The organism is Thiohalobacter sp. COW1 (assembly GCF_016629505.1).
Taxonomy (GTDB): domain Bacteria; phylum Pseudomonadota; class Gammaproteobacteria; order Thiohalobacterales; family Thiohalobacteraceae; genus Thiohalobacter; species Thiohalobacter thiocyanaticus_A.
Window position 1 is genome coordinate 2,604,155 of record NZ_AP024239.1, and the last position, 18,314, is coordinate 2,622,468.

At 66.9% G+C, this 18,314-nt stretch carries 20 protein-coding genes; 15 read left to right on the forward strand and 5 right to left on the reverse strand.

The window, feature by feature from the left end; all coding sequences use genetic code 11:
• The first annotated feature begins 12 nt into the window (after window positions 1–12).
• The 8 genes from COW1_RS12245 (at window position 13) to hslU (ending at window position 7,303) form a co-directional block, all read left to right on the forward strand.
• Complete coding sequence (locus tag COW1_RS12245) at window positions 13–147, forward strand: lipoprotein (protein WP_157745233.1); 135 nt, start codon at window positions 13–15, stop codon at window positions 145–147.
• A gap of 7 nt (window positions 148–154) precedes the next feature.
• Window positions 155–1,408: a diaminopimelate decarboxylase gene (gene lysA, locus COW1_RS12250; protein WP_201344362.1), complete on the forward strand. Its 1,254-nt coding sequence runs from the start codon at window positions 155–157 to the stop codon at window positions 1,406–1,408.
• Window positions 1,409–1,555: 147 nt separating this feature from the next.
• Complete coding sequence (locus COW1_RS12255; RefSeq protein WP_201344363.1) at window positions 1,556–2,626, forward strand: GGDEF domain-containing protein; 1,071 nt, start codon at window positions 1,556–1,558, stop codon at window positions 2,624–2,626.
• A 39-nt stretch (window positions 2,627–2,665) separates the two neighbouring features.
• The gene (dapF, locus tag COW1_RS12260) at window positions 2,666–3,496 is read left to right on the forward strand and encodes a diaminopimelate epimerase (protein ID WP_201344364.1); all 831 of its coding nucleotides are present in this window, start codon (window positions 2,666–2,668) and stop codon (window positions 3,494–3,496) included.
• Complete coding sequence (locus COW1_RS12265; RefSeq protein WP_201344365.1) at window positions 3,493–4,215, forward strand: DUF484 family protein; 723 nt, start codon at window positions 3,493–3,495, stop codon at window positions 4,213–4,215. Before dapF ends, COW1_RS12265 begins: the two co-directional genes overlap by 4 nt.
• The gene (xerC, locus tag COW1_RS12270) at window positions 4,212–5,135 is read left to right on the forward strand and encodes a tyrosine recombinase XerC (RefSeq protein ID WP_201344366.1); all 924 of its coding nucleotides are present in this window, start codon (window positions 4,212–4,214) and stop codon (window positions 5,133–5,135) included. Before COW1_RS12265 ends, xerC begins: the two co-directional genes overlap by 4 nt.
• Window positions 5,136–5,395: 260 nt before the next feature.
• The gene (gene hslV, locus COW1_RS12275) at window positions 5,396–5,941 is read left to right on the forward strand and encodes an ATP-dependent protease subunit HslV (protein ID WP_096364035.1); all 546 of its coding nucleotides are present in this window, start codon (window positions 5,396–5,398) and stop codon (window positions 5,939–5,941) included.
• Window positions 5,942–5,944: 3 nt separating this feature from the next.
• Window positions 5,945–7,303 (forward strand): ATP-dependent protease ATPase subunit HslU, encoded by a 1,359-nt coding sequence (gene hslU, locus COW1_RS12280; RefSeq protein ID WP_201344367.1) that lies wholly within the window; start codon window positions 5,945–5,947, stop codon window positions 7,301–7,303.
• 98 nt (window positions 7,304–7,401) lie between these two features.
• On the opposite strand, the gene COW1_RS12285 is transcribed toward hslU, so the two are convergent.
• The gene (locus tag COW1_RS12285) at window positions 7,402–7,635 is read right to left on the reverse strand and encodes a hypothetical protein (protein WP_157745231.1); all 234 of its coding nucleotides are present in this window, start codon (window positions 7,633–7,635) and stop codon (window positions 7,402–7,404) included.
• On the opposite strand from COW1_RS12285, the gene COW1_RS12290 reads away from it, so the two are divergent.
• Entirely contained in the window at window positions 7,634–8,005 is a 372-nt protein-coding gene (locus COW1_RS12290) for a gamma-butyrobetaine hydroxylase-like domain-containing protein (protein WP_096364031.1), read from the forward strand. The two genes, COW1_RS12285 and COW1_RS12290, sit on opposite strands and share 2 nt — an antisense overlap.
• 190 nt (window positions 8,006–8,195) lie before the next feature.
• Here the strand turns inward: COW1_RS12290 and COW1_RS12295 are convergent, their stop codons facing one another.
• Window positions 8,196–9,023 carry a LysR family transcriptional regulator gene (locus tag COW1_RS12295; protein WP_201344368.1) on the reverse strand — a complete coding sequence of 276 codons (828 nt, stop codon included), beginning with the start codon at window positions 9,021–9,023 and terminating at the stop codon, window positions 8,196–8,198.
• A 170-nt stretch (window positions 9,024–9,193) separates the two neighbouring features.
• On the opposite strand from COW1_RS12295, the gene COW1_RS12300 reads away from it, so the two are divergent.
• The 6 genes from COW1_RS12300 to ubiB all read left to right on the forward strand — a co-directional run bounded on the left by COW1_RS12300 (window position 9,194) and on the right by ubiB (window position 15,367).
• The gene (locus tag COW1_RS12300; RefSeq protein WP_096364027.1) at window positions 9,194–9,448 is read left to right on the forward strand and encodes a hypothetical protein; all 255 of its coding nucleotides are present in this window, start codon (window positions 9,194–9,196) and stop codon (window positions 9,446–9,448) included.
• A gap of 15 nt (window positions 9,449–9,463) precedes the next feature.
• Window positions 9,464–11,413, forward strand: a complete 1,950-nt coding sequence (locus tag COW1_RS12305) for a TSUP family transporter (protein WP_201344369.1) — start codon at window positions 9,464–9,466, stop codon at window positions 11,411–11,413.
• Between the two features lie 298 nt (window positions 11,414–11,711).
• Window positions 11,712–12,458 carry a bifunctional demethylmenaquinone methyltransferase/2-methoxy-6-polyprenyl-1,4-benzoquinol methylase UbiE gene (gene ubiE / locus COW1_RS12310; protein ID WP_096364023.1) on the forward strand — a complete coding sequence of 249 codons (747 nt, stop codon included), beginning with the start codon at window positions 11,712–11,714 and terminating at the stop codon, window positions 12,456–12,458.
• Complete coding sequence (locus COW1_RS12315; RefSeq protein WP_096364021.1) at window positions 12,455–12,922, forward strand: RDD family protein; 468 nt, start codon at window positions 12,455–12,457, stop codon at window positions 12,920–12,922. Before ubiE ends, COW1_RS12315 begins: the two co-directional genes overlap by 4 nt.
• Window positions 12,919–13,533 (forward strand): SCP2 domain-containing protein, encoded by a 615-nt coding sequence (locus COW1_RS12320; RefSeq protein WP_096364019.1) that lies wholly within the window; start codon window positions 12,919–12,921, stop codon window positions 13,531–13,533. The genes COW1_RS12315 and COW1_RS12320 overlap by 4 nt, the downstream gene beginning before the upstream one ends.
• Before the next feature lie 184 nt (window positions 13,534–13,717).
• Window positions 13,718–15,367: a ubiquinone biosynthesis regulatory protein kinase UbiB gene (gene ubiB / locus COW1_RS12325; protein WP_096364017.1), complete on the forward strand. Its 1,650-nt coding sequence runs from the start codon at window positions 13,718–13,720 to the stop codon at window positions 15,365–15,367.
• 241 nt (window positions 15,368–15,608) lie between these two features.
• Here the strand turns inward: ubiB and COW1_RS12330 are convergent, their stop codons facing one another.
• The 3 genes from COW1_RS12330 to COW1_RS12340 are packed head-to-tail and all read right to left on the reverse strand — an operon-like array spanning window position 15,609 to window position 18,288.
• A complete protein-coding gene (locus COW1_RS12330) occupies window positions 15,609–16,169 on the reverse strand; it encodes a DJ-1 family glyoxalase III (protein WP_096364015.1) in 561 nt (186 codons plus the stop codon).
• Window positions 16,109–16,960, reverse strand: coding sequence for a divergent polysaccharide deacetylase family protein (locus COW1_RS12335; RefSeq protein ID WP_096364013.1), 852 nt, complete (start codon window positions 16,958–16,960; stop codon window positions 16,109–16,111). Before COW1_RS12335 ends, COW1_RS12330 begins: the two co-directional genes overlap by 61 nt.
• Complete coding sequence (locus tag COW1_RS12340) at window positions 16,957–18,288, reverse strand: S41 family peptidase (protein WP_096364011.1); 1,332 nt, start codon at window positions 18,286–18,288, stop codon at window positions 16,957–16,959. Before COW1_RS12340 ends, COW1_RS12335 begins: the two co-directional genes overlap by 4 nt.
• Window positions 18,289–18,314: the final 26 nt, after the last annotated feature.

Below are 18,314 nucleotides of genomic sequence, written 5' to 3' on the forward strand. Positions count from 1 at the left end.
CCGAATCCAATCATGCGTCTCACCTTAACACAGCCGTGCTACCGGCCCGCCCTGCTGCTCGTGCTCGTGCTTGCGGGCCTGCTCGGCGGCTGCGGCCAGAAGGGACCGCTGTACCTGCCCGATGCCGGCACCAGCGAGCAGCAGTAAACCGCCCATGGATGCCTTCGACTATCGCAACGGCAGTCTGTATGCCGAGGACGTGCCGGTCGCCGACATCGTGCACACCCACGGCTCGCCCTGCTACATCTACTCCCGCGCCACGCTGGAGCGTCACTGGCACGCCTTCGACGCCGCCCTGGCCGGCCGGCCGCACCGGGTCTGCTATGCCGTCAAGGCCAATTCCAACCTGGCCCTGCTGAACTGCCTGGCGCGGCTGGGCTCGGGCTTCGATATCGTCTCGGGCGGTGAACTGGCGCGCGTGCTGGCCGCCGGCGGCGACCCGGCGAAGGTGGTCTTCTCCGGCGTGGCCAAGACCGCCGCGGAGATGCGCCAGGCCCTGGAGGCCGGTATCCACTGCTTCAATGTGGAATCGCTGAGCGAGCTCGAGCGCCTGGCCGAGGTGGCCGCCGATGTGGATATCCCGGCGCCGGTCTCGCTGCGGGTCAACCCGGACGTGGACGCCGGCACCCACCCCTACATCTCCACCGGGCTGAAGGAGAACAAGTTCGGCATCGACATCGGCGAGGCCGAGGCCATCTATCGCGACATCGGCGGACACCGGCATCTGCGCGTGATCGGCATCGACTGCCACATCGGTTCCCAACTCACCCGCACCGAGCCCTTCATCGATGCCCTGCGCCGGGTGCTGGCGCTGGTCGACCGGCTGGCGGCGGACGGCATCGTCCTCGAGCACCTGGACCTCGGCGGCGGCCTGGGCATCCGCTACCGCGACGAGACCCCGCCGGAGCCGGCCGAGTATGTCGCGCCGCTGCTGGCCGAACTGGGCGACCGCGCGCTGGAGATCCTGATCGAGCCGGGGCGGGCCATCGCGGGCAACGCCGGCATCCTGGTCACCCGGGTCGAGTACCTCAAGCGGACCGAGGCGCACAACTTCGCCATTGTCGATGCCGGCATGAACGATCTGATCCGGCCTTCGCTCTACAGCGCCTGGCAGGAGATCATCCCGGTCCGGCCGCGCCAGGACACCGAATCCCGCTGCTACGACATCGTCGGGCCGGTGTGCGAGACCGGCGACTTCCTGGGCAAGGCGCGTGAACTGGCGCTGACGGCAGGCGACCTGCTGGCGGTGCGCTCGGCCGGGGCCTACGGCTTCACCATGAGCTCCAACTACAACTCGCGGCCGCGGCCGCCCGAGATCATGGTCGACAACGACCGGATCCACCTCATCCGCCCGCGCGAGACCATCGAGGATCTGTACCGGGGCGAGACACTGCTGCCGGAGGATTGACCTCGCCGCTTCAGTATGGATAAGTGATAACAACGTCGCGCTGGCGGACAATTCCCGGGACTCCCCGACCCCCATTCACACTTTCCTGCCTGGGGGCATTCGTGAAGCCCGCGGGGCTGCCCGCATGAACAAATTCAGAAGCAGTGAATGAATAACCCGACACGTCCCAGCCCGGGTACCGCCCAGGCGCTGAACGTCGACCGCAACCGTCAGGCCTTCATCATCGCCCTGTTCTCCACCGTGGGCTCGGCCTACCTGTTCATGTTCGGTTTCAGTGCCCTGTCCCGCGGCGATTACATCCTCGGCGGGCTGCTGGTCTGCTCGGCCCTGGCCGGCATCAGCAACTATCTCCTGTTCCGGCAGCTGCACAACTACCGCAGCGCGGCCGGGGTGGTGATCGCCATCATGGCCGTGACCTGTCTGTACCTGCTGGTCACAGGCGGCGTGAACGGCACCGGGCCGCTGTGGAGCTATATCGCCATACCCCTGATCCTGTTCATGTACGACCCGCGCCTGGGCGGGGGCCTGCTGGGCGCCTATTTCCTGGTGATGGCCGCGCTGCTGCTGATCCCCGCCAATCCGCTGCTGCAGACCGAATACGCGCCGGACTTCACCACCCGCTTCCTCGCCTCCTTCCTGGCGGTGAGCATCATGTCCTATGTGCATGAGTATTCCCGCTTCAAGGTCAACCTCGCCATGCAGTCGCTGCGCCAGGCAATGGAACGGGAGGCACGCACCGACACCCTGACCGGCCTGCCCAACCGCCGCGCCATGTACGAACAGCTGCAGCAGGAACTGGCCCGCGCCCGGCGCATGCGTCACCCCTGGTGCCTGCTGCTGTGTGACCTGGATGACTTCAAGCAGATCAACGACAGCCACGGCCACCAGGTCGGCGATGCGGCACTCAAGGAGACCGGCCGCATCCTCAGGCACTGCCTGCGCGCCAGCGACTTCTCTGCCCGCTGGGGAGGCGAGGAATTCCTGGTGCTGCTGCCCGAGACCGACCTGCACGAGGCCGAGGCGGTAGCCGAAAAGATCCGCGATCAGATCAGCCGCATCCGCATCGACGGCGTGGAGCGCAGTTTCACCATCAGCATCGGGGTGTATCAGGCCGACAGCCGCGGCGGTCTCGACGACCAGCTGCGCCAGGCCGACCGCCGGTTGTATGCGGCCAAGCGCAGCGGCAAGAACCGGGTGGTCAGCACCGAACCGGCCTGACGCGGACAACCGGACCGGCTTTGAGGTAAGCTTGCCGGCATGCAGCTGCGATTCACCAAAATGCACGGCCTGGGCAACGATTTCGTCGTCATCGATGCCGTCAACCAGACGGTGTCACTGAGCCGCGACCAGGTACGCTGGCTGGCCGACCGTCATCGCGGCATCGGCTGCGATCAGCTGCTGCTGGTCGAACCCGCGACCGACCCCGCGGCCGACTTCCGCTACCGCATCTACAACGCCGACGGCGGCGAGGTCGAGCAGTGCGGCAATGGCGCGCGCTGCTTCATGCGTTTCGTGCATGATCAGGGCCTGACTGCCAGGCGCGCACTGACCGTGCAGACCCTGGCCGGACCGATCGCACTGCGCCTGGAAGACGACGGCCAGGTCACGGTGGACATGGGGCCGCCGCGCCTGGAGCCGGCCGCCATTCCCTTTCAGGCACCGGCGCGCGCGCCTGTGTACAGCCTCGAGGTCGAGGGGCAGGAATACACGATCGGCGCCCTGTCCATGGGCAACCCGCACGCCGTGCTCACGGTCGAGGACATCGACCGGGCGCCGGTGGCAACCCTGGGGCCACGCATCGAGCATCACCCGCGATTTCCCAACCGGGTCAATGTGGGCTTCATGCAGATTGACGCACCGGACCATATTCACCTGCGGGTATTCGAACGCGGTGTGGGCGAGACCCGCGCCTGCGGCACCGGCGCCTGTGCCGCCGCAGTGGCCGGACGGCTGCAGGGCCGGCTCGACGCGCGTGTGCGCGTCAGCCTGCCCGGCGGCGATCTTGTGATAAGCTGGTCGGGCGAGGATGCATCCGTTTTCATGACCGGACCGGCGGTCAGCGTGTTTGAGGGGACACTCCAGCTATGAACACACAGAACAATCTGGACACCCGCAGCGAGGCAGCCAGCGAGATCGACGCCGGGCAGGTCGCCGATTATCTGCGCCGGCACCCGGACTTCTTCGAGCAGCAGCCGCAGCTGCTGACCCAGCTCGAACTCTCACACCCGAGCGGGGCGGCCGTGTCCCTGATCGAGCGCCAGGTGGAGAACCTGCGGGAGCAGAACCGCCAGTACAAGCATAAGCTGATGGAACTGGTGCAGATCGGCCGCGACAACGACGCCCTGCACCAGAACCTGCACCGGCTGACGGTCGCCCTGATGCAGGCCCACGGCCTGGAGGCCGCACTGCAGACCCTGTTCGATCACCTCTATGGCGAATTCAACGCCGATGCCGTGGCCCTGGCGATTCAGGGGCTGCCGCGCGCGGTCGCCAGCGAACAGGTACGCCTGATCCATGCCGGCGAGCCCGCGCTGTGCCAGTTCGAACGCGTCCTGCAGCAGGGCCAGTGCCTGTGCGGCCACCTGCGTCCGGAACAGCTCGATTACCTGTTCGGCGACCGCGTCACCCGGGTGCAGTCGGCCGCGCTGCTGCCGCTCGGCGGCACCCCCGCCGTCGGCATGCTGGCGATCGGCAACGAGGACGCGAACTATTACCACCCGGGCATGGACACCCATTTCCTGCGCAACCTGAGCGACCTGATCGGCTGCGCCCTTGCCCCCTACCTCGAGGCCCCGGAACCGGCGTGAGCGCCGAACCGGCATGGGCGGACGTCGAGGCCTACCTGCAGCACCTGGCCCATGAACGCCGCCTCTCTGGGCACACCCTCAGCAACTACCGACGCGACCTCCGTGCCCTGGTCGATTATCTCCGGGAACAGGACGGCCTCGACTGGGACCGGCTCAGCGCCCATGAACTGCGCGCCTTCGCCGCGCGCGAGCATCGCCGCGGTCTGGGCGGGCGCAGCATCCAGCGCCGCCTGTCCGCGGCCCGCGGCCTGTTCGAGTTCCTGATCCGCCAGGGCCGGCTCACGCACAACCCGGCCCGGGACATCCGCGCCCCGAAAAGTCCGCGCCGCCTGCCTGCGGCGCTGGACGTGGATCGGATGGAACAGCTGCTGCAGCCCGCCGGCGAGGATCCGCTGGAGCACCGCGACCAGGCCATGCTGGAACTGATCTACTCCTCCGGCCTGCGCCTGGCCGAGCTGGTCGGACTGGACTGCAACGATCTCGATCTGCGCGATGCCCTGGTCAGCGTCACCGGCAAGGGCAATCGCAGCCGGGTGCTGCCGGTCGGACGCCAGGCCCGTACGGCACTCGCGCGCTGGCTGGAGGTCCGCACCGAACTGGCCGCGCCGGACGAACCGGCCCTGTTCGTCAGCCGCCGCGGCAGCCGGCTCACGCCGCGCAGCGTCCAACAGCGGCTGGACCGCCGCGCCCGCGCCCGCGGCCTGCCGGGGCGCGTGCATCCGCACATGCTGCGCCATGCCTTTGCCAGCCACCTGCTCGAATCCAGCGGCGACCTGCGCGCGGTGCAGGAACTGCTTGGGCATGCCGACATCAGCACCACCCAGATCTATACCCATCTGGACTTCCAGCACCTGGCCGAGGTCTACGACCAGGCCCATCCGCGGGCGCGCAAGCGGAAAGGAGTAAGGAGCGAGGAGTAACGTAGGATGGGTGGAACGCAGCGCAACCCATCATTCCCTGTGCCAGGCGATGGGTTATGGCGCGTGGCGCCTCCACCCATCCTACGCTCTTACAACTGGGGCGGGTTCCGACCGAATTGATTTGCCCGCCGCGAAGCGGCCGGGCAATTCAACCCCACATCCTCTGCGCCTCCGAGCCTCTGCGTTCCCGGCTCCCGGCCTGACCCGGAGCCACCCTTTCAGGTACAATCCCCAGTCCCTCGCAACAGGAGAGCGCGTCAGTGGAACAATTCGACGGCACCACGATCCTGTCGGTGCGCCGCGGCAACCAGGTGGTGATCGGCGGCGACGGCCAGGTCACGCTCGGCAACACCGTGCTCAAGGGCAATGCGCGCAAGGTGCGCACCCTGTATCAGGGCAAGGTGATCGCCGGCTTCGCCGGCGGCACCGCTGACGCCTTTACCCTGTTCGAGCGCTTCGAGGCCAAGCTGGAGAAGCACCGCGGCAACCTCACCCGCGCCGCGGTCGAGCTGGCCAAGGACTGGCGCACCGACCGCGCCCTGCGCCGGCTGGAGGCGCTGCTGGCGGTGGCGGACAGGACCGCCTCGCTGATCATCACCGGCAACGGCGACGTGGTCGAACCCGAGGAAGGCCTGATCGCCATCGGCTCCGGCGGCCCCTTCGCCCAGGCCGCGGCCCGCGCCCTGCTGGAGAACACCGAACTGGAGGCGCGTGAGATCGTCGAACGCGGCCTGCACATCGCCGCCGACATCTGCATCTACACCAACCGCAACCTCACCATCGAAACCCTGACGGACGAAGGCTGACCCATGTCGGAAATGACGCCGCGCGAAATCGTCCAGGAACTGGACAAGCACATCATCGGTCAGCAGTCGGCCAAGCGCGCCGTGGCCATCGCCCTGCGCAACCGCTGGCGCCGCATGCAGGTCGACGAGACCCTGCGCAACGAGATCACGCCCAAGAACATCCTGATGATCGGCCCCACCGGCGTGGGCAAGACCGAGATCGCGCGCCGACTGGCGCGGCTGGCCAATGCGCCCTTCATCAAGATCGAGGCCACCAAGTTCACCGAGGTCGGCTATGTCGGCCGCGATGTCGAATCCATCATCCGCGACCTGGTCGACATCGCCATCAAGATGACCCGTGAGCAGGAGATGAAAAAGGTCGGCCACCGCGCCGAGGACGCCGCCGAGGAGCGCATCCTGGACGCCCTGCTGCCCTCGCCGCGGCCGACCGGCGGCGGCTTCTTCGCCCAGCCGCAGGAGGAACCGCAGAAACCGGCGGACTCCGACACGCGGCAGAAGCTGCGCAAGAAGCTACGCGAGGGCGAGCTGGACGAGCGCGAGATCGAGATCGAGGTGAGCGCCACGCCCATGGGGGTGGAGATCATGGCCCCGCCCGGCATGGAGGAGATGACCAGCCAGCTGCAGAGCATGTTCCAGAACATGTCCGGCGGCCGCACCAGGAGCCGCAAGCTCAGGATCAGGGACGCCTGGAAGCTGCTGCGCGACGAGGAGGCGGCCAAGATGGTCAACGACGAGGACGTCAAAACCCGGGCCATCACGCTGGTCGAGCAGAACGGCATCGTGTTCCTGGACGAGATCGACAAGGTCACCCAGCGCTCGGAGGGCGCCAGCGGCAGCGCCGACGTCTCCCGCGAGGGCGTGCAGCGCGACCTGCTGCCGCTGGTTGAGGGCAGCACGGTCTCCACCAAGCACGGCATGGTCAGGACCGACCACATCCTGTTCATCGCCTCCGGCGCCTTCCATCTGGCCAAGCCCTCGGACCTGATCCCGGAGCTGCAGGGCCGGCTGCCCATCCGGGTGGAGTTGGATGCCCTGGCGGTGGAGGAGTTCGTGCGCATCCTGACCGAGCCGGACGCCTCGCTGACCGAACAGTACACCGCCCTGCTGGCCACCGAGGGGGTGACGCTGGCGTTCACCCCGGAGGGGATCGAGCAGATCGCCCGCTTCGCCTGGGAGGTCAACGAGCGCACCGAGAACATCGGCGCCCGGCGCCTGCACACGGTGATGGAGCGGCTGCTGGAGGAGATCTCCTTCGAGGCCGCCGACCGCAGCGGCGAGACCATCCGCGTCGATGCCGCCCTGGTCGACAAGCACCTGGCGGATCTGGCGGGCGACGACGACCTGAGCCGGTATATCCTCTGATCATACCTTAGCGACTCAAGCGCAAAGGGGTAGTCGATTTGAATGGCACTTAATTAGCCGTCATTGCGAGCGCAGCGTGGCAATCTCGTACCGCAGAATCAACCGGTTGGGGATTGCCGCGTCACTTCGTTCCTCGCAATGACGAGCATGATTCGGCTCAAGTAAGGCAGCATTTGGATTGGATTCAAAAATCCCTGCACTTTTTTGCCCTTGCGGCCTTTGCGTGACTCGCTGCCGACGCCCACAAGTTGCAGGGGATTTTGCCCGCCAACACGGCTTTGGCTAAGGTGGCACCAGCGAACCAACCCGATTTTTCCGAGGAAGACAGACATGAGCGCGCACCCCACCGAGATCAACATGCACCAGAAGTCCCGCACCCTGGAGATCAGCTTCGACACCGGCGAGACCTTCAACCTGCCGGCGGAATACCTGCGGGTGCATTCGCCCTCGGCCGAGGTCCAGGGCCACGGCCCGGGGCAGGGCGTGCTGCAGGTCGGCAAGGAAGACGTCAACATCGAGAACATCACGCCGGTAGGCAGCTACGGCGTGCAGCTGCATTTCGACGACAACCACAACACCGGCATCTATTCCTGGGACACCCTGTACGACCTGGGCAGGAACTATGACACCTACTGGCAGGATTACCTGAAGCGGCTGGACGAGGCCGGCCACAAGCGCCGCGACCCCAGCCAAATCATCTGAGATTGCTGTTGACTGAGATTCATTTCAACGCAGAGACGCGGAGACGCAAAGAAAAACAAAAGTTGCGTAGGTCGGGTTAGCGCAGCGTAACCCGACAAGGACGGATGGCCACGGGGCGTCGGATTACGCCCTTCGGGCTAATCCGACCTACCTGTTGCATTGAATCTACGCCTGCCTGCAGCAACCGCCCTCACAGACACCCCAGCATCCGCTCGACCAGCTCGGCATGCTCGCCGCGGGCCGACCAGGCCGCATAGGCGTGCAACTCGAACACCGGCGCATCCTCCACCCGGTACAGCCGGCCGGCATCCAGGTCGCGGCGCACCAGCGCCAGGGGCAGATAGGCCCCACCCCCGCAGGCCTGAATCAGACCGAGCGCTACCCGCCCGGAATTGCTGCGCGCCGCGCCCGGCGGCCGATGCGGGAACTGGCGGTCATGCTGGCTGCTGAAGGCCGTACCCCAGTTGACGAACACATAGTCACGCGCCAGCGCCTCCTCGGGCGCCTGCCCCGGCCGGGTCGAGACCAGCACCAGTTCCATGCGCTCGACCTCACGCAGCACCAGACCGGCATGCTGCGGCGGGCTGTAGAGGAACCCCAGATGCACGTCGCCCTGAATCAGTTTCTCCGCCACCCGTGCAGCAGTACTGACCTCAACCCAGGGGGCGATGCCCGGGAGTTCGCGATACACACGGTTGAGCCAATCCTGCAGGAAGATATCCCAGAAACTGGCCACGCCCGCCACCACGATCTGGGTCCGTTCGTCCTCGCCGGCGGCGCGCTGGGCCCGCTCCCAGGCCTGAACGATGCCCTGGGCATGGCGCAGCAGGCGTTCGCCGGCCGGGGTCAGGGTGACCTGCTGGCTGCTGCGCCGGAACACGGGGCGACCGATCTCGCCCTCGAGTTGGCGGATGCGGGCGCTGACCGCCGAGGGCGTGACCGACAGGTTCTCCGCCGCCTGGCTGAAGGAGTGCATGCGGTGGACCTCGAGAAAGGTCCGCAGGAGTTCGGTTTCCATGCTGTCTGCGGCTGCCGGAAGGACAAAAGATTATATAAAAACAATATTATACAATAATTTTTCATAAATCATCGACTATATATCGTTTTTATTATTCTCCATGGTTCCCTAAACTTGCGCGCCCTGTCCCGTTCATCGGGACATCGAATCCATTCATGGGAGCTCACTCGATGACTCGATTCAGCCTGACCGGCGGCTCGGCCCGGGCCCTGGCCGTGACCCTGTTGCTCGGGGCCGTCAGCGCCGGCCTGTATTTCCTGCTGTTCCTGTACTCGGACCGGCTGGTCGAACTGGCCGCCGCCACCCGCCAGGGCGAGAAGCTCTACGCCCTGATCCCCATCGTCATCGCCCTGGTCTTTTCCTTCGTCCACGGCGCCTTCACCGGGCGGTTCTGGGAGCTGCTGGGCCTGCGGGCCAAGAAATAATCACGAGGAGACGGCATGGATACCCTGCAGTTCATCGATATCAACGCCACCACCGCCCTGATCCTGTTCCTGGTGGGCTTCGTCGGCGGCATGGTCAGCGGCTTCATCGGTTCCGGCGGCGCCTTCGTGCTCACCCCGGCCATGATGAGCCTGGGTGTGCCGGGCGTGATCGCCGTGGCCAGCAACATGGCCCACAAGTTCCCCAAATCCCTGGTCGGTGCGATCAAGCGCAACCGCTACGGCCAGGTCGACATCAAGCTCGGCCTGGTGATGGGGGTGTTCGCCGAGGCCGGGGTCTTCTTCGGCAAGGGACTGATGGTGGACATCCGCGACGCCCTGGGCGGCGCCGGCACCAATCTCTACGTCTCGGCCGTGTTCGTGGTGGTGCTGGGCATCGTCGGCGGTTTCGTTCTGCGCGACGCCATTCGCGAAAAACGCGGCGAGGCAACCCAGGGCGAGCCCAAACAACTCAACAAGGTCGCCCGCTGGGTGCGCACCCTGAACATCCCCGGCACCATGATCCATTTCAAGAGCATCGATGCGCGCATCTCCTTCATCGTGATCGCGCCGCTGGGTTTCGCCACCGGCATGCTGGCCTCGACCATCGCCGTGGGCGGCTTCATCGGCGTACCGGCCATGATCTATATCCTGGGCCTGCCGGCGCTGATGGCCAGCGCCACCGAGCTGGTGATCGCCTTCGTCATGGGCATGGGCGGCAGCCTGTTCTACGCCCTGGACGGCTTCGTCGACATCCGACTGGCCATGATCATCCTGGCCGGCTCGCTGTTCGGCATCCAGATCGGCGCCATCGGCACCACCTACGTCAAGGACCATGTGGTCAAGTTCGTCATGGCCACCATCATGCTGCTGGTGCTGGTCAGCCGTTTCTTCTATATCCCCGGTTACCTGGGCGAACTGGGCTTCACCGCCGAGCTGGCCCCGGACACCCGCTCGGTGCTGGACGGCATCGGCCAGGGCATTCTCGCCTTCGCCCTGTTGTTCGGCGCGGTCATGATCCTCAAGGCGCTGATGCAGGGTATCCGGGAACATCGCCTGGCCACCGAGGCCGCCGCGGCCGCGGCACCGGCCACTCCGGCGGTGGCCCCGGCCGCCGCCGAGGCCGGTCAGCTCTCGCCGCTGGGCCGCTTCGAGCGTTTCCTGGTCGCCAGCGACGGCTCCGAATTCAGCGCCGCGGCCGTGCGCGAGGCGCTCGGCATGGCCGCCAAGTGCGGCGCCGAGGTGCATGTGATGTCGCTGCTGGCCACCGGCGCCGAGCATGAGGCCCTGGGCGAATCCATCCTCAAGCAGGAACTGGAGATGGTGCAGTCAAACCTGGACCGGATCAGGACCGAGGCCGAGGCCGCCGGCATCAAGTGCCAGACCCACGCCATCCATGGCCGTGCCGTGGACGAGGAGATCGTCGCCCTGGCCGACCAGGTGCAGGCGGATCTGATCATCATGGGCCGGCGCGGTCGGCGCGGCCTGGCCCGCCTGATGCTGGGTCACGCCACCGCCCAGGTCATCGGCAGCGCGCACTGCAGCGTGCTGGTGGTGCCGCGCGCCGCCCACATCGAGGGGCGCCACCTGGTGCTGGCTACCGACGGCTCGCGCTATGCCGATGCCGCGGCGGTGACCGCCGCCCGCCTGGCCCAGTTCTGCGACGCCAGGGTCAGCGTGGTCTCGGTGACCACCCCCAGCCACGGCCCCGAGCGCCGGACCGAGGCCCAGCAGGCCGTGGACCGGGTGGTCGAACACATGCGCAACGAAGGCACCGAGGTGGAAGGTCTGGTCCAGGAAGGGGTTCCTTCCGAGGTCATCACCGGCCTGGCCCGGGAACGCAATGCCGATCTGATCGTCACCGGCAGCCATGGACGCAGCGGGCTGGAGCGCGTGCTCATCGGCAGCGTCTCCGAGCGCATCCTCAACGAAACCCCCTGCGCCGTGCTGGTGGTCAAGACCGGCTGACACCCCTCCCAAGCTGAATGACGCCCAACAGAGGGCGAATATCAACCTGGCCGTCATTCCCGCGCAGGCGGGAATCCAGTGCCCGGGAGAGCCGATAGACGCTGGATCCCCGCCTGCGCGGGGATGACTACAGCTACACAATTCCCGGCGACGCGCTCTACGCTGGATCCCCGCCTGCGCGGGGATGACGCGTCTCGAGGTCTGCACCATTCTTCTCTGGACCCGACTGCGCGTTGAGAAAGCCCCGCCTGCGGCTGGTATACTGCCCGGCATCCCTTATAGCTACGGGCCGGACAGCATGAGCGACAGGACCACCCATTTCGGTTTCAGGCAGGTGCCCCTCGAGGAGAAGGCACGCCAGGTGCGTGGCGTGTTCGACTCGGTGGCCGACAAGTACGATGTCATGAACGACCTGATGTCGCTCGGCATCCACCGGCTGTGGAAACGCTTCACTCTCGAGCGCAGCGGCGTACGCCGCGGCCAGCGGGTGCTGGACATCGCCAGCGGCACCGGCGACCTGGCCGCACGCTTTGCACGCATGGTCGGCCCGGAGGGCGAGGTGGTCGTCTCCGACATCAACGCCAGCATGCTGGAACAGGGCCGCCGCCGGCTGCTCGACCAGGGCGTGGCGGGCAATATCGAGTACGTCCAGGCCGACGCCGAGCGCCTGCCCTTTCCCGACAACCACTTCGACTGCGTGAGCATCGCCTTCGGGCTGCGCAACGTCACGGACAAGGACGCCGCGCTGCGCGAGATGTATCGCGTCCTGCGGCCTGCCGGCCGGGTATTGATCCTGGAATTCTCGCAGGTGACCCTGCCGGGCTTCCGACCGCTCTACGATCTGTATTCCTTCCGCATGCTGCCCCTGATGGGCAAGCTCATCGCCAACGACGCCGCCAGCTACCAGTACCTGGCCGAATCCATCCGCATGCACCCCGATCAGGAAACGCTCAAGGGAATGATGCAGGCCGCCGGCTTCGAGCGGGCGGAGTATCACAACCTCAGCGGCGGCATCGTGGCCCTGCACCGGGGCTACAAGCTGTGACCCCGGCCCGCCCGCTGCAACGGCTGGGCGCCTTCGGCCTCGACCTGCTGCTGGTCCTGTTCGTGCTGGGGGCGGGCAACTGGCTGCTCTGGCTGCTCGGCCGCGGTGGGGTGGAAAACGGGCTGGACCACGCCTTCAGCAATCCCGCCGCCCCCCTGATCCTGACGGCGGCGCTGGTGCTGACCATCCTGCTGTTCTGGCTACGGCTGCAGGCCACCCCCGGCGCACTGCTGATCGGCATCCGCCTGGTGGATGGGCAGGGCAGACCGCCCGGCGCGCGACAGTGCCTGCTGCGCCTGCTGGCCTACATCCCCGCCCTGGCCGTGGCACTGCTCGGCATCCTGTGGATGCTGTGGGACCGCGAGCGGCGCGGCTGGCAGGATATCCTCTCCGGCACCCGGCTGGTGCAGGAGGACGAGGCGACCAGGAGCCTCGCCAGCCTCCTGCGAGAGGCCGGCGCATGAGCACCATCCTGACCGCCGCGCTGGAGACCGCGTTGAACCGCTACCTGGCCCTCGACCCCGAGGCCCGGGCGCGGCTGACACCGCTGGCAGGGCGGGTGATCGCGCTGGAGTTGCGCGGGCTGGGCCTGCGGCTGTTCTTTCTGCCCGGCGAGCATGACATCCAGATCCTGCAGCAGTGCGAGGACGCCGCGGATGCCACCATCGCCGGCACCCCGCTGGCCCTGGCCCGCCTGGCCCTGGCCGAACGGCCGGGCGAGGGCCTGTTCAGCGATGCGGTGGAGTTGCGCGGCGACACCGGCCTGGCCCAGCGCTTCCAGGCACTGCTGCAGTCGGTGCAGGTGGACTGGGAGGAACAGCTCGCCCGGCTGGTGGGCGACCAACTGGCGCACCAGACCGGCCGTGCCGTTCGCCACGGCCGCGACTACGCCTCCCGCACCTCCCGCACCCTGCGCGCGGACCTCAGCGAGTACCTGACCGAAGAGGCGCGACTGCTCCCGAGCCGGCCCGAGCTCGAACTCTTCCATGCCGACGTGGACGTGTTGCGCGACGACGTTGAACGCCTGGAGGCGCGGCTGCAACGGCTGGAGCGGAGGTTGTCGGAAAGTGAGTGACGGGGAACGCAGAGGACGCAGTTGTGTAGGTTGGGTTAGGCGCATAGCGCCGTAACCCAACACGTTGCAGCCGCGGCCTGTCGGGTTACGCTGCGCTAACCCGACCTACACGCTGCGTTACAGACGCAGAAGCATCCGGACACCCGTAGACACGCAACACAGAATAATCTGAACAGGACCCCGCATGCCCGGTTTTCGACAGCTCTGGCGTATCTTCACCATCCAGCTGGTGCTCATCCGCTACGGCCTGGACGAGGTGGTGTTCGCCATCCACCTGTTCCGGCCGTTCCGGTTCGTCCTCTACCTGCTGCCCTGGAACTGGTTTCATCGCAAGCGCGATCCGCGCGGGGTGCGCATCCGCCAGGCCCTGGAGGCGCTGGGACCGATCTATGTGAAATTCGGCCAGATCCTGTCCACCCGCCGCGACCTGCTGCCCGACGACATCGCCGCCGAACTGGCCCGGCTGCAGGACCGGGTACCGCCTTTCCCCTCGGAGCGCGCGCGCACCCTGATCGAATCGGCGCTGGGCCAGTCCATCGCCGAGAGCTTCGCCAGTTTCGAGGACACCCCGCTGGCCTCGGCCTCCATCGCCCAGGTCCACGCCGCCACCCTGCATGACGGGCGCGAGGCGGTGGTCAAGGTGGTACGCCCGGGCATCGAGCGCACCATCGCCAATGATGTCTCGCTGCTCTATTACATGGCGGGGCTGGCCGAACGCTATTCGCGCGAGGCGCGCCGCCTGCGGCCGGTGGAGGTGGTGCAGGAGTTCGAGACCACCATCATGGACGAGCTGGATCTGCTGCGCGAGGCGGCCAATGCCTCGCAGCTGCGGCGCAACTTCAGCGACTCCGGGATGCTCTACGTCCCCGAGGTCTACTGGCCGCTGTGCCGGCGCAACGTCATGGTGATGGAACGCATCAGCGGCATCCCGGTCAGCGACATCGAGGCCCTGCGCCAGGCCGGCGTGGATCTGCAGCTGCTGTCCGAACGCGGGGTGGAGATCTTTTTCACTCAGGTGTTCAAGCACAATTTCTTCCACGCCGACATGCACCCGGGCAACATCTTCGTCGGCGCCGACAATCGCTACCTGGCGGTGGACTTCGGCATCATGGGTACGCTCAGCCCCGAGGACCAGCGCTACCTGGCCGAGAACTTCCTCGCCTTCTTCCGCCGCGACTATCACCGCGTGGCCGAACTGCATGTGGAGTCGGAGTGGGTGCCGCGCAGCACCCGGGTGGACGAGTTCGAGGCCGCCATCCGCACCGTCTGCGAGCCCATCTTCGAGCGTCCGCTCAAGGATATCTCCTTCGGCCAGCTGCTGCTGCGGCTGTTCCAGACCGCGCGCCGGTTCGACATGACGGTGCAGCCGCAGCTGGTGCTGCTGCAGAAGACGCTGCTCAACATCGAGGGCCTGGGCCGGCAGCTCAACCCCGAGCTCGATCTGTGGCGCACCGCCAAGCCCTTTCTGGAGCGCTGGATGAGCGAGCAGGTGGGGGCGCGCGCCTTCATCGGCAATCTCAAACAGAGCATTCCGCAATGGACCGAGGCCCTGCCGGAACTGCCCATGCTGATCCACCGCACCCTGAGCCAGGCCACCAACGGCAACCTCACTGTGCAATGGCAGTCCGAGGAGGTCAGAAAACTGCGTCACGAGTTGCGTCGCGCCAACCGGCGCAATGTGATGGCCATCACCGGCAGCGGCCTGATCGTCTCGGCCGCGCTGATCTATGGTCTGGACGGCTATGCCCCGCTCATGATCGGCGGCGCGCCGCTGCTGACCTGGGTGCTCGGGATTGCGGGGCTGGGGTTTCTGGTCAGCGCCTGGGGGGAATGAACCGGGTGCCAGGGCCAGGGGGAAACCGCAACCTGACGTAGGTCGGGTTAGCACAGCGTAACCCGACAGGCCACGGCGATTGTCGGGTTACGCCTTTCAGGCTAACCCGACCTACAAAACTCAACAACGCAGCCTGTAGGATGGGTGAAGCGCAGCGCAACCCATCGTTGTCCGCCGGCCGGTTGATGGGTCACAGCGCTGCACGCCTTCACCCATCCTACTCGACTACTCGTCACAAAACTCAGACCACCTGCGGCCGCTGCAGCGGCCCTTCCACCTCGATCCGTTTGGCCTGCCCGGCCAGCAGTTCGATCAGCGCCAGGGCGAAGTCCATGGCGGTGCCGGGGCCGCGCGAGGTGACGATCCTGCCGTCCTGCACCACGGCGTCGGTCTGATACTCCAGCCCGGCCACGCCGGCGCCGTCCAGGATACCGGGGAAACTGGTGGCCTTGCGGTTGTCCAGCAGGCCGGCACTGGCCAGCACCTTGGGCGCCGCGCAGATGGCGGCGACATAACGCTCGCGCTCGGTGTGCCGCCTGAGCATCTCGCGCAGCCGCGCATCGGCATCCAGATGATCGGCGCCGGGCAGGCCGCCGGGCAGCACGATCATGTCGAAGTCGCGGTCTTTCACCGTATCCAGGGTGGTGTCGGGCACCAGGACGGTACCGCGCGAGGCCTTGACCGGCTGCTCGTCCAGGCCGGCGGTGATCACCTCGATGCCGGCGCGACGCAGCAGATCGATCAGGGTGACGGCCTCGAGTTCTTCGCAGCCCTGGGCCAGGGGGATAAGGACAGTCGCCATTGGGAATCCCTCACATACTGTTGTTGCACCAGGCGTGACACCGGCACCAGGCGCACGTTGCGCTCGGCCAGCCGTGGCAGGGCCTCTTCCAGCACCCGCAGGGTGCTGGCATGCGGATGGCCGATGGCCACCGCGCTGCCCTGGCGACGGGCCAGTTGCAGCAGCCGCTCGAACTGGGCGCGCACCGCCTCGAGGCGGGGGTCATCGTCCAGGAACACGTCGCGCTCGATACTGGGCACGGCCTGCTCGCGGGCGATCTGGCGCGCGATGGTATGGCGGCTGGTGCGGCTGTCGACGAAATACAGGCCGCCGTGCTCGCGCAGGGCCTGCATCAGCCACAGCATGTGCCCGGGATGCCGGGTGAGCAGGCTGCCCATGTGATTGTTCACGCCCTGCACATGCGGCACCCGCCCGAGATTGTCCTCAAGTGTAGACAGGAAGGCCCGCTGCGTCATGTCCAGTTCCAACCCACCCGCGTCGAGACGGCGGGAATCCATGGCCTGCATCGGCAGATGCAGCAGGATCTCCCTGGCGCGGGCATGGGCGGCGCGGGCGAGGCTGTCGGTATGGGGGGCGTGCGGCAGGAAGGCGCAGGCGACCGGGCCGGGCAGGTCGAGTACGCGCCGGCCCGCCGCCAGCCGGCGGCCCATGTCGTCGATGATAATGGCGATCTCGGCCGGCCGGCCGGGGTCGCGGCCGGCCTCGGGCAGCCCCGAGGCGGCCGGTGCCAGCCCCGGCAGGCCGAGCAGCAGGAACAGTCCGCTGCGCAGCCAGGCCGGGAGTCGACTCACCGCATGCGCTCCGCCTGGATCACCAGCCCCTTGAGCAGATTGAGCGCCTCATAGAGCTGGTAATCGGTCTTGGCCAGAGGCTCCTCGCCCTCGCTCTCCTGATCCGCCGGCTGCTCGACGTTGTCGGTGCCGCTGCTGTCATCGGCATTGCCGTTGCGCAGATGACGCGAGAGGTTGGCTTCCTTGATCGGATCGAAACCGGAGTCGACCAGCGAGATGCGCACATCGTCGAGCTTGATGTCCGGCACGATGCCCTCGGCCTGGATGGAGGTCCCGTTGGGCGTGTAGTAGCGCGCCGTGGTGAGCTTGACCGCCGCCCCGTTGTTCAGCGGCACGATGGTCTGTACCGAGCCCTTGCCGAAGGTCTCGCGGCCGACGATGATGGCGCGGCGGTGATCCTGCAGCGCGCCGGCGACGATTTCGGAGGCCGAGGCCGAGCCCTGGTTGACCAGCACCACCAACGGCGCCCCCTCGATCACATCCCCGGGCGTGGCATTGAAGCGCAGACGCGAATCCGCCACCCGGCCCTCGGTGTAGACGATCAGGCCCTTGTCCAGGAAGGCGTCGGAGACGGAGACCGCCGCATTGAGCACGCCGCCGGGATTGTTGCGCAGATCCAGCACCAGCCCCTTGATCCCGCCATCGGCCTCCCGGCGCAGCTCGGAGACAGTGCGCGCCAGGCTGTCGCCGGTGGCGGCCTGGAACTGGGAGATGCGCACATAGCCGTAGCCGGGCTCCAGCATGCGACTCTTGACGCTCTTCACTTTGATGATAGCGCGGGTGATGACGATCTTGAGCGGCTTCTCCTCGCCCTCGCGCACCACCGTCAGGGTAATGTCCGAGCCGGGCTTGCCGCGCATGATCTTGACCGCCTCGCCCAGGCTCATCCCCTTCACCGGGGTGTCGTCGAGCCGGATGATGAGATCGCCGGCCTGGATACCGGCACGCTGGGCCGGGGTGTCGTCAATGGGGGCAATCACCTTGACGAAGCCGTCCTCCATGCCCACCTCGATGCCGAGGCCGCCGAACTCGCCGCTGGTACCGACCTGCAGTTCCTTGAACTGTTCCGGATCCAGATAGGCCGAATGCGGGTCGAGTCCGGTTAGCATGCCGCGGATCGCGCTCTCCAGCAGCTGTTTGTCCTCGACCGGCTCGACGTAGTCGTTCTTGATCCGGGCAAATACGTCGGACAGACCGCGCAACTCCTCCAGCGGCAGGCTGGCGGCGTCATTGTCGCGGTCGGCGAATACCCCCTGGCCCAGGCTCAGGGTGACACCCAGCACCACCCCCGTGGTGATCAGCGAAAGCTTCTGTATCGGTCTAGTCATCGTCCATCCATCGGCCCTGTCCGGGC

Excerpts from the sequence above, each read along its gene's own strand:
- dapF (WP_201344364.1), top strand. The coding sequence starts at position 2,666 with ATGCAGCTGCGATTCACCAAAATGCACGGCCTGGGCAACGATTTCGTC.
- ubiE (WP_096364023.1), top strand. The coding sequence starts at position 11,712 with ATGAGCGACAGGACCACCCATTTCGGTTTCAGGCAGGTGCCCCTCGAG.
- COW1_RS12340 (WP_096364011.1), bottom strand. The coding sequence starts at position 18,288 with ATGACTAGACCGATACAGAAGCTTTCGCTGATCACCACGGGGGTGGTG.
- COW1_RS12265 (WP_201344365.1), top strand. The coding sequence starts at position 3,493 with ATGAACACACAGAACAATCTGGACACCCGCAGCGAGGCAGCCAGCGAG.
- COW1_RS12245 (WP_157745233.1), top strand. The coding sequence starts at position 13 with ATGCGTCTCACCTTAACACAGCCGTGCTACCGGCCCGCCCTGCTGCTC.
- COW1_RS12305 (WP_201344369.1), top strand. The coding sequence starts at position 9,464 with ATGGATACCCTGCAGTTCATCGATATCAACGCCACCACCGCCCTGATC.
- COW1_RS12285 (WP_157745231.1), bottom strand. The coding sequence starts at position 7,635 with ATGTCTGTCTTCCTCGGAAAAATCGGGTTGGTTCGCTGGTGCCACCTT.
- COW1_RS12300 (WP_096364027.1), top strand. The coding sequence starts at position 9,194 with ATGACTCGATTCAGCCTGACCGGCGGCTCGGCCCGGGCCCTGGCCGTG.
- COW1_RS12295 (WP_201344368.1), bottom strand. The coding sequence starts at position 9,023 with ATGGAAACCGAACTCCTGCGGACCTTTCTCGAGGTCCACCGCATGCAC.
- COW1_RS12255 (WP_201344363.1), top strand. The coding sequence starts at position 1,556 with ATGAATAACCCGACACGTCCCAGCCCGGGTACCGCCCAGGCGCTGAAC.
- lysA (WP_201344362.1), top strand. The coding sequence starts at position 155 with ATGGATGCCTTCGACTATCGCAACGGCAGTCTGTATGCCGAGGACGTG.
- hslU (WP_201344367.1), top strand. The coding sequence starts at position 5,945 with ATGTCGGAAATGACGCCGCGCGAAATCGTCCAGGAACTGGACAAGCAC.
- COW1_RS12320 (WP_096364019.1), top strand. The coding sequence starts at position 12,919 with ATGAGCACCATCCTGACCGCCGCGCTGGAGACCGCGTTGAACCGCTAC.
- ubiB (WP_096364017.1), top strand. The coding sequence starts at position 13,718 with ATGCCCGGTTTTCGACAGCTCTGGCGTATCTTCACCATCCAGCTGGTG.
- COW1_RS12330 (WP_096364015.1), bottom strand. The coding sequence starts at position 16,169 with ATGGCGACTGTCCTTATCCCCCTGGCCCAGGGCTGCGAAGAACTCGAG.
- COW1_RS12290 (WP_096364031.1), top strand. The coding sequence starts at position 7,634 with ATGAGCGCGCACCCCACCGAGATCAACATGCACCAGAAGTCCCGCACC.